Raw genomic sequence first — 15,940 nt, forward strand, 5'->3', positions numbered from 1 at the left:
TAAATGTATGTCTGAAATGAAATGGATGAATAATTAATTTTTTTGAATGATTTCTTGCGCCAATTCAAGATAAGCCTGCGCACCCTTGGAAGAACGGTCATACAGCAAAACAGGCATGCCGTAACTGGGCGCCTCAGCCAGTCTGACATTGCGCGGAATAATGGTTTGATACACCTTTTTGCCAAAGTGATTGACCAGCTGGGCTGACACTTGCTGTGCCAGCATATTGCGGTTATCAAACATGGTACGCAGCAAACCCTCTATCTCCAGAACAGGATTTAAGTGAGCGCGCACTTTCTTGACAGTATTGACCAGATCAGACAAACCTTCCAAGGCATAATACTCACATTGCATCGGGATCATGACTGAGTGTGCTGCAGTTAATGCGTTAACGGTCACCAGATTTAATGAAGGCGGACAGTCCAGCAAGACAAAATCGTAGCGATCATCACCCAACTTGAGAATTGCATTTTTCAACCGCGTTTCACGCGCCATTTCATTGACCAACTCTACTTCGGCCCCAGCAAGGTCGCGATTAGAAGCCGCCACATCATACTTAGCAGCTTCAGCATGAATCACCACCTCCTGCAGTGTCTTGTTACCAATCAACACCTGATAAATACTGTCTTTTAAATGTGATTTATCAATGCCACTGCCAGTACTGGCATTACCCTGTGGATCCAGATCGACTAACAAGACTTTTTTTCCGTGCTCGGCCAAACTGGCAGCCAGATTGACGCAAGTGGTGGTTTTACCGACGCCCCCTTTTTGGTTGGTGATGGCAATTATTTTCATTATGTATTCTCAAACACGATTAAATGTCTTTCGGCCTGCAAGTAGGGCACATGAAGACGGATCACTTCTTTGGGGATGACCTTTGCCTGCGCCAACTCATCGCTTGGCACCACTCCCTTCATGGCTAACCATCGCCCCTGTGGCGCAATTAAATGTGCAGTCAACTGCTTAAACAAAGCAATATCGGAAAAGGCTCTCGAGATCACTTGTGAAAAGCGAGTAGGGGGCGCATACGCCTCAACCCGGCCATGCACCACTTGCGCGTTGGACAATCCCAGCTCAGCCTTGACCTGCCGCATAAAGATAGCTTTTTTTTGTACAGTATCAATCGTGGTGACTTCGACCTCGGGACGCGTAATTGCGATTATCAACCCCGGCAAGCCTCCACCACTGCCTACGTCCAGCACATTACCGGCCTCTACAAAAGGCAGAACGCTCAAACTATCCAGCACATGTAGCACCAGCATCTCTTCTGAATCACGGACCGCAGTCAGGTTATAGACCTTGTTCCACTTTTGCATCAGCGCCATATAAGCGAGACACTTCTGCTGCATTTCAGGCGTAACCATCGCCTGCAAACCGAGCACCTCGACACCGGCCGCTAACTTTGAAGCCAAGTCCATCATGCTGCTGCAATATCGCCAGACTGGCTCTGCTTTTTCTGTTTACGCTTGAGATAAACCATCAACAAAGAAATCGTGGCAGGGGTAATCCCCTGGATGCGACTGGCTTGGCCAATTGTTTCGGGTTTCTGTGCCAGTAGTTTTTGCCGCGCTTCAATACTCAAGCCATGCACATCATTATAATCGATAGCATCGCCCAACTTGACGTGCTCACTATTTTTTTGGCGTGAAATTTCCTCATTTTGGCGATCAATATAGCCTTGATACTTGGCAGCAATTTCTACTTGCTCCATCACATCTTCGGCCAACACTTCAGAGGAGGGAACAATCTCCAGCAATGATTGATAACTCACCTCTGGACGCCGTAATAATTCAAATAACGAATACTCATGCTCCAAAGCTTTACCAAAAATCAACGTTTGTGTTTCACGTGAAACAATTTTATTTTGGCTATTGCCCAGGGGTTGACCTTGGTCAGGCTGTAAAAACGTGCGCTTCAATCTTGCTTGCTCACACGTGATCGCTTCCTGTTTTTTACAGAAGGCCGCCCAGCGCACATCATCAACCAACCCCAGTTGACGACCGACTTCGGTCAAGCGCATATCTGCATTATCTTCCCGCAACTGCAAACGGTACTCTGCACGACTAGTAAACATCCGGTATGGCTCATTCACCCCCGTTGTAATCAAATCATCCACCAACACACCCAAATAGGCTTGTTCACGGGAGGGGCACCAACCGTCTTTATCCTGCGCATAAAGTGCGGCATTTGCGCCCGCTAACAACCCTTGTGCTGCCGCCTCTTCGTAGCCGGTTGTCCCATTGATCTGTCCGGCAAAAAACAAGCCTTGCACAGCCTTGGTTTCGAGAGTCGATTTTAATCCTCTTGGATCGTAATAGTCGTATTCAATGGCGTATCCGGGGCGCAAGATATGCGCTTGCTCCAGCCCGCGAATCGAACGCACCAACGATAACTGAATATCAAAAGGCAAACTGGTGGAAATGCCGTTCGGATAGATCTCATGGGTGGTCAACCCCTCAGGCTCAAGAAATACCTGATGAGACTCTTTGTCGGCAAAGCGATGAATTTTGTCTTCAACAGAGGGGCAATAACGCGGGCCCACACCTTCAATCACACCCGTGTACATCGGCGAACGATCCAATCCACTGCGGATAATGTCATGCGTCTGCTGATTGGTATGCGTAATCCAGCAAGGTAACTGTTGCGGATGCTGGGCTATATTACCCAAAAAGGAGAACACCGGCACTGGTGTATCACCAGGCTGCTCAGTCATCACACTGTAATCAATGGTTCTACCATCAATACGTGGTGGTGTTCCAGTTTTTAGCCGGCCGGCCGGAAGACCAATTTCTCTCAGTCTAGCCGCCAGGGAGATTGCGGGCGGGTCTCCGGCGCGCCCGGCGCTATAACTTTGCAAACCCACATGCACCAAGCCACCCAAAAATGTCCCTGCAGTGAGCACCACCGACCTTGCATAGAAACGCAAACCAATCTGCGTTACCACTCCCGCAGCGCGATGATTCTCAAGAATGATATCGTCTACAGCCTGCTGAAACAGCCACAAATTTTGCTGGTTCTCCAGACGGCGTCGAATGGCCGCCTTGTACAAAATGCGATCGGCTTGCGCACGCGTGGCACGCACAGCCGGGCCTTTGCTAGAATTCAAGATACGAAACTGGATGCCTCCCTCATCAGTGGCGGCCGCCATGGCGCCACCGAGGGCATCAACCTCTTTGACCAGGTGACCCTTGCCTATGCCACCAATAGAAGGGTTACAGGACATTTGCCCCAGAGTTTCAATGTTGTGGCTCAACAAGAGGGTTTTTTGACCCATACGGGCTGCCGCCAGCGCAGCCTCGGTGCCGGCATGCCCACCACCCACCACAATGACATCGAATCGATCAGGAAAGTCCATCATAAAGAATCTTGAACTGTTTGATTTAAAAAGATTTATGATTTTAGCTTAAACTTACTAAATGGTCATTTAAATCACTGCATTGTTACACCTAAACTATGATTTAATACAATGTATTTACGGTTTAATACAAATCAATAACAAGCAGGCCATATTTGCTTAACATAACAAGAATAGAATTTTTCCTAAAACAACCAAGGAGCTATTACCATGAAAATCAAAACAATCATTGCCGTATTCGGGGTTCTTTTTTCTGCGCACGCATTGGCTGATGTCACCAATGCAGAAAAACTGGTATACAAATATACCAACATTGCACACTCTGCAAACTCCATGTACGAAGCCCCATCCATTACTGATGGTAAAATTTTCTTTAACCGCAAATTCAAAACACCTAGTGGTAAAGAAGCGGCATGTGCCTCTTGCCACACTAACAACCCTGCAAACGTTGGCAAGAACATCGTCACTGGCAAAGAAATCCCTCCACTGGCACCACGCGTGAATACCAAGCGCTTTACCGATATTGATAAAGTAGAAGAAGAGTTCACCAAGCACTGCAATGATATTTTGGGTGCAGACTGCTCACCTTCAGAAAAGGCAAACTTTATCGCTTATCTGTTAACCGAAACAAAACCTAGCAAATAATCAATGCTACGTTACGTATGGGATCCGTTTATACGGATCTTCCATTGGTCACTGGTCGCGGCGTTTGCTTATGCCTTTTATACGCACGACTCGATGTGGGATCGGCTACATCATGCTTATGCGGGTTATGTGGCCGGCACTCTGATCGTGGCGCGCATTATCTGGGGCATTATTTCCACAGGTTATGCCAACTTTCATAGCTTCCCGCTGAACCCGGTGTGGGCGCTGAAGCATCTCTACAAGCTTATCCATGGAACAGCCAAGCACTATATCGGCCACAACCCTACAGGTGCGATAGCAATTTATGCGATGCTGGGCCTAGGCATCCTGACGGTAGGTTCCGGCTGCATTGTTTATAACAATGGCTGGGACTTTATTGATGATGAAATGGCCAAAACCTTACATCACTATGTGACTTGGACATGGCTGGGTGTGGTGGTGGTCCATGTCTTCGGTGTGATTTTTGAAAGCATCATCAATCGTGATAACCTGATCTGGGCGATGATTACAGGGTGTAAACGCGTATGCAGTATTGAAGAACGGTTTGACCAAAAAAACACACCGTTCCCCCGAAAAAAAACCCGCTGATGCGGGTTTTTATTTACCTATACAAAAACGACTGAATATTTCCCCAAGCAAATCATCCGGCGTAAACTCGCCAGTGATACTACCCAACGCCTCTTGTGCGCAACGCAACTCTTCTGCAATGAGCTCCGCAGCATTCATTTGGCTCACCGCATAACTTAAGTGCTCTGATACGGCTTGCAACGCCTGCAAGTGTCTAGCCCTTGCCATAAACACACCTTCTCCGCCAGGTTGATAACCAATCATCTCCAGCAAAGTTTTTTGCAACAAAGGAATACCTAGACCTGTCTTGGCTGATAAAAACACGTGCTGCTCATGATCAATAACATCAGTGCGCGATGTTTCACGTGAAACATCTATCTTATTGTGCACCCAAACTTTTTTGACCTGACTCGGTAACTTTTCAAGAATGGACTTTTCAAATGCACCAATGCCATGCTGACTATCCACAAGTAACAAAGCCACATGCGCACTTGCAATCGCTTTCCAGGTCCGGGCTATGCCAAATTGCTCCACGGTATCTTCGGTCTCACGCAAACCTGCAGTATCAATGATATGCAAAGGCACACCCTGGATTTGAATGACGTTTTTGATGGTATCACGTGTCGTACCAGCTATCGGTGTCACAATCGCAACCTCTTCACCAGATAAAGCATTTAATAAACTGGATTTGCCAACATTGGGCTGTCCAATCAACACCACATTCATGCCTTCGCGCAGCAAAGCACCCTGTTTTGCCTGGTGGAAAATTCTTTGCAAGGTGACCTGATTTTGTTGAAGCTTTTCCAACACTCGCCCTTGCGTGATGAAATCAATCTCTTCCTCAGGAAAATCCAGGCAAGCCTCGACATACATCCGCAAATCAATCAATTGATGCAACAAGTCCTGTACCGCATTAGAAAACTCGCCAGACAACGATCGAACTGCACTGCGGGCTGCTTCCTCGGTCGAGGCATTGATCAGATCAGCCACTGCTTCAGCTTGTGCGAGATCCAGTTTGTCATTCAAATATGCGCGTTGTGTGAACTCGCCGGCCACGGCGTGGCGTGCACCGCATTCGATGCAACGCGCAAGCAAGATTTGCATCAACGCAGTCCCGCCATGCGCCTGTAGCTCAAGCACATCTTCACCTGTATACGAATGAGGATTGGGGAAATAAATCGCAATGCCACGATCTATTAATACACCGTCGGCTTGTAGAAAAGAAAGATACGCTGCGTGACGCGGGGGAGGGCAGTGCCCGAGAATTTTAGCAGCAATACTGGCTGCTAGCGGGCCGGAGACCCTGACGACACCAATGCCGCCTGCACCGGGGGCGGTTGCAATCGCGGCAATGGTATCGTTGGCAATCGGAAGATTATTTGCCATGTCCTTTTTTCGCCAGCGCTTCGGCGTGGATCATGCGATTAATTGCCCATTGTTGCCAGATAGACAGGATATTGTTGACCAGCCAGTACAACACCAATCCGGCAGGAAAGAAGAAGAAGAATACGCTGAACAACACAGGCATAATCTTCATCACTTTGGCTTGAATCGGATCAGTCGGTGGTGGATTCAAGAAGGTTTGGATGATCATGGTGGCGCCCATCAATATGGGCAACACAAAATAGGGATCGGTGGCGGAAAGATCCTGTATCCAGCCAAAAAATGGGGCATGCCGTAATTCTACAGAGCCCAACAATACCCAATACAAGGAAATAAACACCGGGATTTGTACCAGTATGGGCAAGCAACCACCCATCGGGTTAATTTTTTCGGTGCGATACATTTCCATCATGGCTTGCTGCAGCTTTTGCTTGTCGTCGCCAAACTTGTCTTTCAGTGCTTGCATGCGTGGGGCAATTTCGCGCAAATGCGCCATATTGCGATAGCCAGAAGCTGACAGTTTGAAGAAAGCTGCCTTGATGAGGATGGTCAGCACAATAATCGACACACCCCAGTTTTTCACCAGATCGTGGATATGACTCAACAACCACATTAACGGTTTAGCAATCACGGTCAAAATGCCGTAATCGACCACATATTCCAAGCCAGGCGCCGTCGCTTCCAAAGCTTGCTGAACTTGCGGTCCACTGAATAATTTTGCGTCTACTGTTTTACTTGTCCCTGGTGCAATTTCACCTACAGGCAAAATAGTACCAATTGAGAAGTCATGCTCACTGAGTTTTGTCGTGTAAAACTTGCGTTCAGCTTTTGATTGTGGAATCCAGGCGCTGACAAAGTAATGTTGTACCAAGCCAATCCAACCATCTTTAGCATTGATAGAAACATCCTTTTTGGCCATTTCATCAAATTTCACCTTGTTGTATTTGTCTGCTTCGGTGAAATAAGCGCCGCCAGTAAAGGTCGGCATCATTTTAGAACCCTGATTGGATTCATTATCGTGAATGATTTGGTAATACACCGAAGGCGAAATGGCTTTTTCGCTGTTATTCTTAATTTCATACAACACATCAATAACATATTCACCACGATGAAAGCGGTAAATCTTGTCTACTGCAATACCATTCTTCTCCGGGGCAGTTAAACGGATATCCAACGTTTGTTGATCCGCTTGCATTTGGTAGCTGCTAGCCTCAGCGGTAAAGTTTTCATAATGCGTAGGCAAGCCTTCACCCTTGAGGCCGGTTTGCGCAACATATAATTTGTCTTTACTGCTATCACTCATCAACTCATAAGGACCAGCGCCATTATCTGCTTTATGTTCTAACAAGGATAATTGACGCAAATCACCGCCGGCAGTGTCAATCACCGCCGCATAACGATCAGTTGTGACGGCGATACGTGTGCCTTTGTTTAAATGAAAGCCATCTACCTGCGGTTTATCAGCAGTTGCAGGCAGCGCTTGTGCCACTTGCTCGGCAGTTGGTTGTGGTGAATGGTCTTGTTGCCAGGCATCCCACAGCAACATGATGGAAAAAGAAAAAATCACGAACAGAATTAGACGGCGAGTATCCATAAGATTTCGTTTAAAAGTCAGGGTAGGGGGTCTACACCACCTGGATGCCAGGGATGACAACGACCGATGCGGCGTAAGGCTAACACACTCCCACGCCACGCACCATAGCGTTGCAAGGCCTCAATGGCATAGTGTGAACAGGTAGGGTGAAAACGACATTGTCTTCCCAACCAGGGACTGAGTCCCCATTGGTAACACTTGATCAAGAATATCAACAACGTCTTCATCGGCAAGGATTCATCAGGAAGCATGCACATGCACGGATTTGCTTAAACGGCGTAGCAAAGTCTCTACATCTTGACGCACTTGAGCAAATTCACCTTGTTTGAACGGCTTACGCACTTGTACCACCACATCAAAACAAACAGGCGCCATTGCTGGGTGAGCACGCAAGACTTCTCGCAATACCCGTTTCATGTAATTGCGTCTAACCGCCAGTTTGGACACTTTTTTTGAAACAACCAGACCGTAGCGGTGATGTGAAAGCTGATTTGGTTTGATGTTGGCAAATAACCATTCACCATAAAACCGCTTCCTGAAACTAAAAACGGATGAAAATTCATCCGTTTTTTTTAGCTTATACAATGTCATGCATTGAGTATCCGCAATGCATCGTCAGGGATTACAGACCCAAACGTTTACGACCTTTAGCGCGACGAGCAGCAATCACTGCGCGGCCACCTTTGGTTTTCATACGTACCAGAAAGCCATGGGTACGTGCACGACGGGTTTTAGATGGTTGATAGGTACGTTTCATTATTAAACTCCAGCCAAAAATGGCAATTAAACTCTAATCCGGCAAGCTTGATTATTACGCTCAATATTTGCCGATTTCAAAAACCCTTAATTAAACATCAAATTCAGAGTTTATGTCAATGATTTTTTTTAATTTTTTATGATGGCGGGCTGTGGATAACTCGCCTTAAAACGTTTAGAATACTCAACAGATGGTCATGACAACAACCAAGACAAGACCACTTCTTCTGCCACTCTTTCCTGGCAATTATAACGAATAAATATTCAACACGCTGATCCCTCTTCGCGATCAATGTGTTGCAATTACTTTTAAAAAAGCACTGGAGCAATGGAAAATTTTTGGGCCTATTGTTTGTTAAAGTTCGAGCAAGAGCTGTCAGCACAACAATACAACACCTGGATCAAGCCCCTGAAAGCACGCATCAATGGGGAATCCGTGCAAATTGTTGCGCCCAACAAATTTGTCATGCAATGGGTCAAAAGCAAATTTTTTTCACGCATAGAGACGATCGCGACCGAACTCTCTCCAACAGCCATTCTTGAACTGATTGTTGACAGTAGTGAATCCTTGGCACCGGCAGCGCTCACCGTGGTTAACAAGGCAGCCAGTGTGAGCGAAAACCCGGTTGAAGCCGCGATTGCAACAGCACCGACAAAAACCGTTACCAAACCAAATCGCCCACCGATTCCTCGAGCAAGCGCAAAACCGGTTAAAAACGAGAAGAGTAGTGGGCTCAATGACAGCTTCTTGTTTGATAACTATGTCACTGGCCGTGCAAACCAGCTGGCACGCGCAGCGGCAATACAGGTGGCAGGCAATCCTGGCCAAGCATATAACCCACTGTTTATTTATGGCGGTGTTGGCTTAGGCAAAACACATTTGCTACAAGCCATCGGCAACGAATTAAAGAAAATTAAGCCAGAAGCGAATATCCGTTACCTGCACGCAGAACGTTATGTCTCCGATGTAGTAAAGGCTTATGAAAACAAGGCGTTTGATGAATTCAAACAACTTTATCATTCGCTGGATCTATTGCTAATTGATGATATTCAGTTTTTCGCCAAAAAAACACGCACCCAGGAAGAGTTCTTCTATGCTTTTAATACGCTGATTGAAGAAAAAAAACAAATAGTCATCACTTGCGATACCTATCCTAAAGAAATCGCAGACATGGATGAACGGCTACGTACTCGCTTCAGCTGGGGGCTTACCGTCGCGGTGGAGCCACCAGAGCTGGAAATGCGGGTAGCCATTCTGCGCAAAAAGGCTGAAAACCTGAATATAGATCTGCATGAAGATGTGGCCTTTTTTGTTGCCAAACAGATACGCTCTAGCGTGCGAGAACTTGAAGGCGCCTTGAATCGTATTATTGCCATGGCTAACTTTACCGGTCATGCCATTGATGTGCATCTGGCCAAAGACGCACTACGAGACCTGATTGCCGTGCGCGGCCGCCAGATCACCATCGAAAACATTCAAAAGACAGTGGCTGACTATTACAAAATCAAAGTCAGCGATATGTTTAGCAAAAAACGCTCACGCAATGTCGCCAGACCGCGCCAGGTGGCCATGTCTTTGGCGCGTGAGCTTACCAATCATAGCTTTCCAGAGATTGGGGAAGCTTTTGGCGGACGTCACCACACAACCGTGATGCACGCCTGCGAAGAAATTGAACAATTACGCTTGAATGACCAGACGCTGGCACGTGATATTGGTTTACTCACACAAGTGATCAGGGATTAAAACAAGCAAGTCATGCTGTGGATAAGTTGAGAATGACGTGTGCTTAAATATTGCGTATAGACTGAATAAAATCAGTTTACAATATCAGCCACAAACGATGCAGGTTTAAACCGCAATTTATGCACAAGGCAATATTCGGATAAGTCTTTGAATTATTTATATTTTTAGACTTACCCACAAAAAAACGTAACATTACTATTATTCTTATCTTTTATATATTGAAATAAAGTTATTAATTAGGTCAGGCCATGCAAATCAAAATTAACCGTGAGGTTTTGCTTAAACCACTCAATAGTGTGACTGGCATCGTAGAGCGTCGGCATACATTACCTATCCTTTCTAACCTGTTGGTTAATATCAAACAGGATGAAATGCATTTGACCGCCACCGACCTCGAAATGCAGATTTCTCTGAAAGTACATGGCGGCATTGAAGGTGAATTGAGTACAACGATTTCAGCAAAAAAACTGCTGGATATCTGCCGTTCATTGCCTGACAGCACCACGATAGAAATGAATAATCAGGATAATCGCATTACACTGAAAGCAGGCAAGAGCCGTTTTAACCTGCAAACACTGCCTGCAGCAGATTATCCTTTGATGAGCAAAGCCAGTGGCCAAAACATCAGTTTCAGTCTGGCGCAATCAGAGTTCAAACGCTTGCTTAAACAAGTCGAATTCGCCATGGCGCAACAAGATATCCGCTATTACTTGAATGGCCTGTTGCTGGAAGTAAACGGCAACCAGTTGCACGTGGTGGGTACAGATGGACACCGTTTAAGCTATACCAATACCACCCTGGCGCAAAGCTTTGAAAAAACAGAAGTGATCTTGCCGCGTAAAACAGTGCTGGAATTGACGAAGTTACTGGATGAGCAGTCAGATTCGCCTGTCGTGATTGAAGTCTTGAACGGACAAGTCAGCTTTGAATTTGGTGATATCCAACTGATCAGTAAAGTGATTGATGGCAAGTTTCCGGATTACAACCGTGTCATTCCCAATGGTCATCAAAATACTTTTCTGGTCAATCGCACACAAATCCTGAGCGCCTTGCAACGTGCGTCTATTCTGTCGAATGAAAAATATCGCAGTATCCGCATGGTCATCACCAATAATCAGCTCAAACTGATTAGCACCAACACCGAGCAAGAAGAAGCAGAAGAAGAACTTGATATCGACTACAGCAATGTCGCACTGGATATTGGCTTTAATGTCACTTACCTGATTGATGTGCTCAACAATCTGAGTGATGAACAAATTCAATTTGCGTTCGCAGACGCCAACAGCAGTTGCCTGATCACCGCAAGCAGCGATGCCAACTATAAATATGTTGTGATGCCAATGCGCATATAATGCGGGTAGCCCGTGTTTCACGTGAAACACGGCCAATGTTAGGGTGATGGTCTTTTAACTCTCAATTAAAGAAACTTTTGTTATGGCACAGCCACAAGAATATAACTCAGACAGTATCAAGATTTTGGAAGGTTTGGACGCTGTACGTAAGCGTCCTGGCATGTACATCGGTGACACGTCAGACGGTTCTGGTTTGCACCACATGGTATTCGAAGTGCTGGATAACGCCATTGACGAAGCACTAGCCGGGCATTGTGACGATATTAAAGTGATTATCCACCCGGATAACTCCATCAGTATTTCTGATAACGGTCGCGGCATTCCGACCGATGTCAAAGATGACGATAAACATGAGCCCAAACGCTCAGCGGCAGAAATCGTGATGACCGAGTTGCATGCCGGCGGCAAGTTTGATCAGAACTCTTACAAGGTCTCTGGCGGTCTGCACGGTGTCGGTGTGTCTGTCGTTAATGCGCTGTCAGACTGGTTAAAACTCAAGATTTACCGCAAAGGTAAGGTACATCAGATGGAATTCCATCGTGGCGTACCGCAAGCGCCATTGGCCGTGACTGGAACCACAGATAAAACCGGGACAGAAGTACATTTTCTGGCTTCTGTCGACACGTTTGTGCTGGTTGAATATCACTTTGAAATCCTCGCCAAGCGTATTCGCGAATTGTCCTTCTTGAACAACGGCGTCAAGATTGAATTAATTGATCAACGTACCGGCAAGTCAGAAAACTTTGCCTTCAGTGGTGGTGTAAAAGGGTTTGTGGAGTACATGAACCGCAGCAAAACGGTTTTGCACCCTAAAGTGTTTTATGCCATTGGTGAGAAAGACAACATCACGATAGAAGTAGCCATGCAATGGAATGACAGCTACTCAGAAACCGTGCAATGTTTCACCAACAATATTCCACAACGTGATGGTGGCACCCATTTGACCGGTTTGCGCACCGCCATGACACGGACGCTAAACCAGTATATCGAGCAAAACGAGTTTGCTAAAAAAGCCAAGGTCGAAACCACCGGTGACGATATGCGTGAAGGCATCACTTGTGTGCTTTCGGTCAAAGTGCCAGATCCAAAGTTCAGTTCACAAACCAAAGACAAACTGGTGTCCAGTGAAGTACAACCAGTGGTCTCCGAAATTGTGTCCGCTAAACTGGCTGAGTTTCTAGAAGAAAACCCGATTGATGCCAAAATCGTATGCGGCAAGATTGTCGAAGCTGCGCGCGCACGTGAAGCGGCCCGTAAAGCCCGTGAAATCACCCGCCGTAAAGGCGTAATGGACACCATGGGCCTGCCAGGTAAACTGGCTGATTGCCAGGAAAAAAATCCGGCGCTCTGCGAACTCTATCTGGTCGAGGGGGACTCTGCGGGTGGTTCTGCCAAACAAGGCCGTGACCGTAAATTCCAAGCCATTTTGCCACTCAAGGGTAAGATTTTAAACGTGGAAAAAGCACGTTTTGACAAGTTGCTGGGCTCTGCCGAAATTGCCACACTGATTACGGCCATGGGCACCGGCATTGGTAAAGATGACTTTAACCTGGAAAAATTGCGCTATCACCGCATCATCATCATGACCGATGCGGACGTCGATGGTGCGCACATCCGTACCTTGTTACTGACATTCTTCTATCGCCAGATGCCAGAGCTGGTTGAAAATGGCCATATCTACATCGCACAGCCACCGCTATACAAAGTCAAACAAGGCCGTGATGAGCGTTACCTCAAAGATGAGCATGAGCTCGATGAATACCTGCTTAATTCAGCCTTGCGCGATGCCATACTGGTGACCAAAGAGGGCGGCGAGATTCTGAAAGATGAAGCCTTGACCAGCATCGCCAAACAAATGGTGCTGACCGAAGCCGTAATCCGCCGCATTGCTAATCTGTATGACGAAAGCGTTTTGCGCGCCATTCAGGATGTGGGCGAGGTTGACCTGAGCACAGAGGCCGCCGCTAACAATGTGGCAGAAAAACTGCGTCCTATCCTCGGTGCAGTCGGCTCAGAAGTGATTGTGTCACAAGATACAGAGACCAGCGCCTATCGTCTGGAAGTGAACAAATACGTGCACGGTAACTTGCAAAGTTGCGTCATTGATGCCGAGTTTGTAGGCAGCGGCGATTACCGCCAGATCAACCGCACTTCACAAATGGTGAATAACCTGCTGGGTGAAGGCGCCATGATCAAGCGCGGTGAAAAAGAGCAAAAAGTCAGCACCTTTAAACAGGCGCTGGATTGGTTGCTAGGCGAAGCCAAACATAACCTGAATATTCAGCGGTATAAAGGTCTGGGCGAAATGAACCCGGAACAACTGTGGGAAACAACCATGGATCCGACCGTACGTCGCTTGCTAAAAGTACAGATTGAAGATGCCATCGGTGCCGATGAAATCTTCACTACCTTGATGGGTGATAACGTGGAACCGCGCCGCGCCTTTATCGAAAGCAACGCCTTAAGCGTCAGCTCACTGGATATTTAAGCGCTTGTAGGTTCCATGAGATTTCTTTCAAATTCCAAAAAATTTTCAAAATGATCAAATAGGAATAAAATAAAATCGAAATAAACAAAAGGGACTCATATTGAGTCCCTTTTGTCTTAAAACTACTTCTAAAAAGCTCTTCCGGAAAACTAAATAAGCTGTTGATGGGTTTGTTAAAATTAAGTCCATTCATCTCCCGCAATATTGCTATTGTCGTCCCAACTACTGTCATCAGAAATTCCAAAATCAGAATACTGCGCCGATGCTATTTGTGTAGATGGTGTTGTGAGCTCTTGTGCATTTGCGTTATTGATCATGCTGTTTGCAGAAGCTGTATGATCATCCGATAAAACGCTGTGCATTAAGGCTTCGCCCGCGACAATGCCTGCACCGACTGCGGCACCTGTCGCCAAGCCAGTGAGAATACTCGATCCCATAGAGGGCGATGTGGCAGTGGAAGGATATGCAACAGGTGAGGCAGCAGAGGGGTTAATATCACTATTGGGTAAAGGATATGGTGTAGTCTGAATAACCGGTTGCGGCTTTGGAAGCAATTTTTTCACTGCGAATATTAAAAAACCTATTCCAATCGCACAAAAAAACATCAATCCCCACGGAAATGAGCCAAGCTCTTTACTCTCGGAGCCATAATGCATGCCCGCCGTTGGGGTTTTTGCTATTTCTTGTTTGAGCCATTCAAGGGCTGCTGGTTTTACAAATGCTAAACCAGGTTGTAGACGCTCAGCCGTTTCTAGCTCTGCTTTAGCTTCATTAATCAACCCTTGCTTCGCATCCAATTCAGCCCTGACATAATGAGCTTTGGCACTGTCAGGATGGTCTTTTAACACTTGCTCCATCTGTGCTTGTGCTTCAGTGATTTTACCTGCTTGTGCCAGCTGGTAGATTTCATGAATAGAGGCGTCAGCGCCCGCGACAGCCTCCTGAGAAAGCAAACTGGCAAGCCATATAACTAACAATAATTTAATGACGCTGGATTGCATAATATTCCTCATAACTTTTCATTAACATTGAACAATCGATAAAACATAGACAAACTCGCATAATAGAATTGTAATCTTGACGCTTTAAAATCTACCTTTCACCAAGCTTAATGCCTTGGAATAAACGGTTAAAGAGTTTCATAATCAGCTTTTAAAATCTATCTCTGGAAGAAAAATGGCATCCAAAAAAGATATTGAGTATCACTATGACGTAGATAATGATTTCTTTGCACTTTTCTTGGATGAAAGTTTCCGTGCCTACAGTTGTGGCGTATGGAAGAGTGCTGTTAATCTTGATCAGGCGCAAAAACATAAGTTGGAAAGGCTATGCAGATATGCGAATGTAAAGACGGGCCATCGAGTGATTGATGTTGGCTGCGGATGGGGAGGTTTGATGCGCTTTATTCTTGCAAACTATCCCAACTCACAGGCGCACGGATTGACCTTGAGTAGGGAGCAATTTGAATATGTAAAAAGCAATTCCGATCCTAGACTCTCGGTGGAATTAAAAGCATGGCAGGATTTTTCACCAACCGGACAAAAATTTGATGCCATTATTTCTATCGGCGCCTTTGAGCATTTTGCTTCATTTGAAGATCAGGTGGCGTTTCGTCAACGTGATATCTACCGTGCGTTCTTTGACTGGTGTCTGCAAACTTCCACCCTGGAGGCAAAAGTGGGTCTGCAAACCATCATTATTAATCGCGCACCAAACTCCATGACAGAATTGAGGGATTCCAGATATTTGCTGGATAAAGTATTTCCTGGTTCGGCTTTACCTACTATCAGTGATATCCAGGCGGCGATTACTGATAAATATGAGATTTCGTCTGTACGCCTTATTGGATTGGATTATGCCCGCACCTTGTCTGAATGGAAAATCAGACTCTTTCGAAATCAAGATAAAATCATTGAACGATATGGTCAAAAACTGTTTGATCACTATGTGGTTTATTTTGATGCCGCTCAACGTTGTTTTGAAACGGGGTACATTGACCTTTACCAAGCGTCGTTATCGCGAGTACAGCCATTGAGAATATTCTCAAAATAACGTA

At 46.0% G+C, this 15,940-nt stretch carries 15 protein-coding genes; 6 read left to right on the forward strand and 9 right to left on the reverse strand.

Going from position 1 to position 15,940, the window contains the following annotated elements; all coding sequences use genetic code 11:
- Window positions 1-33: 33 nt before the first annotated feature.
- From ACT53C_RS03380 to mnmG, 3 genes are read right to left on the reverse strand one after another with little or no spacing between them, the layout of a single operon-like run.
- A complete protein-coding gene (locus ACT53C_RS03380) occupies window positions 34-795 on the reverse strand; it encodes a ParA family protein (RefSeq protein ID WP_228518953.1) in 762 nt (253 codons plus the stop codon).
- Window positions 795-1,418 carry a 16S rRNA (guanine(527)-N(7))-methyltransferase RsmG gene (gene rsmG, locus ACT53C_RS03385; RefSeq protein ID WP_476144799.1) on the reverse strand — a complete coding sequence of 208 codons (624 nt, stop codon included), beginning with the start codon at window positions 1,416-1,418 and terminating at the stop codon, window positions 795-797. The genes ACT53C_RS03380 and rsmG overlap by 1 nt, the downstream gene beginning before the upstream one ends.
- Window positions 1,418-3,355 (reverse strand): tRNA uridine-5-carboxymethylaminomethyl(34) synthesis enzyme MnmG, encoded by a 1,938-nt coding sequence (mnmG, locus tag ACT53C_RS03390; protein WP_476144935.1) that lies wholly within the window; start codon window positions 3,353-3,355, stop codon window positions 1,418-1,420. The genes rsmG and mnmG overlap by 1 nt, the downstream gene beginning before the upstream one ends.
- A 210-nt stretch (window positions 3,356-3,565) precedes the next feature.
- On the opposite strand from mnmG, the gene cycA reads away from it, so the two are divergent.
- Both cycA and ACT53C_RS03400 read left to right on the forward strand, forming a co-directional pair.
- Window positions 3,566-4,000: a cytochrome c'' gene (cycA, locus tag ACT53C_RS03395; protein WP_194749662.1), complete on the forward strand. Its 435-nt coding sequence runs from the start codon at window positions 3,566-3,568 to the stop codon at window positions 3,998-4,000.
- A 3-nt stretch (window positions 4,001-4,003) separates the two neighbouring features.
- Complete coding sequence (locus ACT53C_RS03400; protein ID WP_194749661.1) at window positions 4,004-4,588, forward strand: cytochrome b/b6 domain-containing protein; 585 nt, start codon at window positions 4,004-4,006, stop codon at window positions 4,586-4,588.
- Window positions 4,589-4,597: 9 nt separating this feature from the next.
- On the opposite strand, the gene mnmE is transcribed toward ACT53C_RS03400, so the two are convergent.
- Genes mnmE through rpmH form a run of 5 tightly spaced genes read right to left on the reverse strand, consistent with a single transcriptional unit; the run spans window position 4,598 to window position 8,301 of the window.
- On the reverse strand, window positions 4,598-5,953 hold the full coding sequence (gene mnmE, locus ACT53C_RS03405; RefSeq protein WP_476144802.1) for a tRNA uridine-5-carboxymethylaminomethyl(34) synthesis GTPase MnmE: 1,356 nt from the start codon (window positions 5,951-5,953) through the stop codon (window positions 4,598-4,600).
- On the reverse strand, window positions 5,943-7,544 hold the full coding sequence (yidC, locus tag ACT53C_RS03410) for a membrane protein insertase YidC (RefSeq protein ID WP_476144803.1): 1,602 nt from the start codon (window positions 7,542-7,544) through the stop codon (window positions 5,943-5,945). The genes mnmE and yidC overlap by 11 nt, the downstream gene beginning before the upstream one ends.
- A 17-nt stretch (window positions 7,545-7,561) precedes the next feature.
- On the reverse strand, window positions 7,562-7,801 hold the full coding sequence (yidD, locus tag ACT53C_RS03415; protein ID WP_379073918.1) for a membrane protein insertion efficiency factor YidD: 240 nt from the start codon (window positions 7,799-7,801) through the stop codon (window positions 7,562-7,564).
- Window positions 7,785-8,135, reverse strand: coding sequence for a ribonuclease P protein component (gene rnpA / locus ACT53C_RS03420; protein ID WP_476144805.1), 351 nt, complete (start codon window positions 8,133-8,135; stop codon window positions 7,785-7,787). The genes yidD and rnpA overlap by 17 nt, the downstream gene beginning before the upstream one ends.
- 31 nt (window positions 8,136-8,166) lie before the next feature.
- Window positions 8,167-8,301, reverse strand: coding sequence for a 50S ribosomal protein L34 (gene rpmH / locus ACT53C_RS03425; RefSeq protein WP_018987191.1), 135 nt, complete (start codon window positions 8,299-8,301; stop codon window positions 8,167-8,169).
- A 327-nt stretch (window positions 8,302-8,628) separates the two neighbouring features.
- Here rpmH and dnaA point away from each other — a divergent pair, with 327 nt between their 5' ends.
- The 3 genes from dnaA (at window position 8,629) to gyrB (ending at window position 13,884) form a co-directional block, all read left to right on the forward strand.
- Window positions 8,629-10,044, forward strand: coding sequence for a chromosomal replication initiator protein DnaA (dnaA, locus tag ACT53C_RS03430; protein WP_476144807.1), 1,416 nt, complete (start codon window positions 8,629-8,631; stop codon window positions 10,042-10,044).
- 248 nt (window positions 10,045-10,292) lie between these two features.
- Complete coding sequence (gene dnaN / locus ACT53C_RS03435) at window positions 10,293-11,396, forward strand: DNA polymerase III subunit beta (protein WP_476144808.1); 1,104 nt, start codon at window positions 10,293-10,295, stop codon at window positions 11,394-11,396.
- Between the two features lie 82 nt (window positions 11,397-11,478).
- Window positions 11,479-13,884 (forward strand): DNA topoisomerase (ATP-hydrolyzing) subunit B, encoded by a 2,406-nt coding sequence (gene gyrB / locus ACT53C_RS03440; RefSeq protein ID WP_194749655.1) that lies wholly within the window; start codon window positions 11,479-11,481, stop codon window positions 13,882-13,884.
- Window positions 13,885-14,063: 179 nt separating this feature from the next.
- Here gyrB and ACT53C_RS03445 read toward each other — a convergent pair whose 3' ends face one another.
- Window positions 14,064-14,885, reverse strand: coding sequence for a tetratricopeptide repeat protein (locus ACT53C_RS03445; protein WP_476144809.1), 822 nt, complete (start codon window positions 14,883-14,885; stop codon window positions 14,064-14,066).
- A 175-nt stretch (window positions 14,886-15,060) separates the two neighbouring features.
- Between ACT53C_RS03445 and ACT53C_RS03450 the strand changes: the two genes are divergently transcribed.
- Window positions 15,061-15,936: a class I SAM-dependent methyltransferase gene (locus ACT53C_RS03450; RefSeq protein WP_476144810.1), complete on the forward strand. Its 876-nt coding sequence runs from the start codon at window positions 15,061-15,063 to the stop codon at window positions 15,934-15,936.
- Window positions 15,937-15,940: the final 4 nt, after the last annotated feature.

The sequence above is a fragment of the Methylophilus sp. DMC14 genome, assembly GCF_056314085.1.

Coding starts and splice junctions, on each gene's coding strand:
- ACT53C_RS03380 (WP_228518953.1), bottom strand. CDS start 795: ATGAAAATAATTGCCATCACCAACCAAAAAGGGGGCGTCGGTAAAACC.
- rsmG (WP_476144799.1), bottom strand. CDS start 1,418: ATGGACTTGGCTTCAAAGTTAGCGGCCGGTGTCGAGGTGCTCGGTTTG.
- mnmG (WP_476144935.1), bottom strand. CDS start 3,355: ATGGACTTTCCTGATCGATTCGATGTCATTGTGGTGGGTGGTGGGCAT.
- cycA (WP_194749662.1), top strand. CDS start 3,566: ATGAAAATCAAAACAATCATTGCCGTATTCGGGGTTCTTTTTTCTGCG.
- ACT53C_RS03400 (WP_194749661.1), top strand. CDS start 4,004: ATGCTACGTTACGTATGGGATCCGTTTATACGGATCTTCCATTGGTCA.
- mnmE (WP_476144802.1), bottom strand. CDS start 5,953: ATGGCAAATAATCTTCCGATTGCCAACGATACCATTGCCGCGATTGCA.
- yidC (WP_476144803.1), bottom strand. CDS start 7,544: ATGGATACTCGCCGTCTAATTCTGTTCGTGATTTTTTCTTTTTCCATC.
- yidD (WP_379073918.1), bottom strand. CDS start 7,801: ATGTGCATGCTTCCTGATGAATCCTTGCCGATGAAGACGTTGTTGATA.
- rnpA (WP_476144805.1), bottom strand. CDS start 8,135: ATGACATTGTATAAGCTAAAAAAAACGGATGAATTTTCATCCGTTTTT.
- rpmH (WP_018987191.1), bottom strand. CDS start 8,301: ATGAAACGTACCTATCAACCATCTAAAACCCGTCGTGCACGTACCCAT.
- dnaA (WP_476144807.1), top strand. CDS start 8,629: ATGGAAAATTTTTGGGCCTATTGTTTGTTAAAGTTCGAGCAAGAGCTG.
- dnaN (WP_476144808.1), top strand. CDS start 10,293: ATGCAAATCAAAATTAACCGTGAGGTTTTGCTTAAACCACTCAATAGT.
- gyrB (WP_194749655.1), top strand. CDS start 11,479: ATGGCACAGCCACAAGAATATAACTCAGACAGTATCAAGATTTTGGAA.
- ACT53C_RS03445 (WP_476144809.1), bottom strand. CDS start 14,885: ATGCAATCCAGCGTCATTAAATTATTGTTAGTTATATGGCTTGCCAGT.
- ACT53C_RS03450 (WP_476144810.1), top strand. CDS start 15,061: ATGGCATCCAAAAAAGATATTGAGTATCACTATGACGTAGATAATGAT.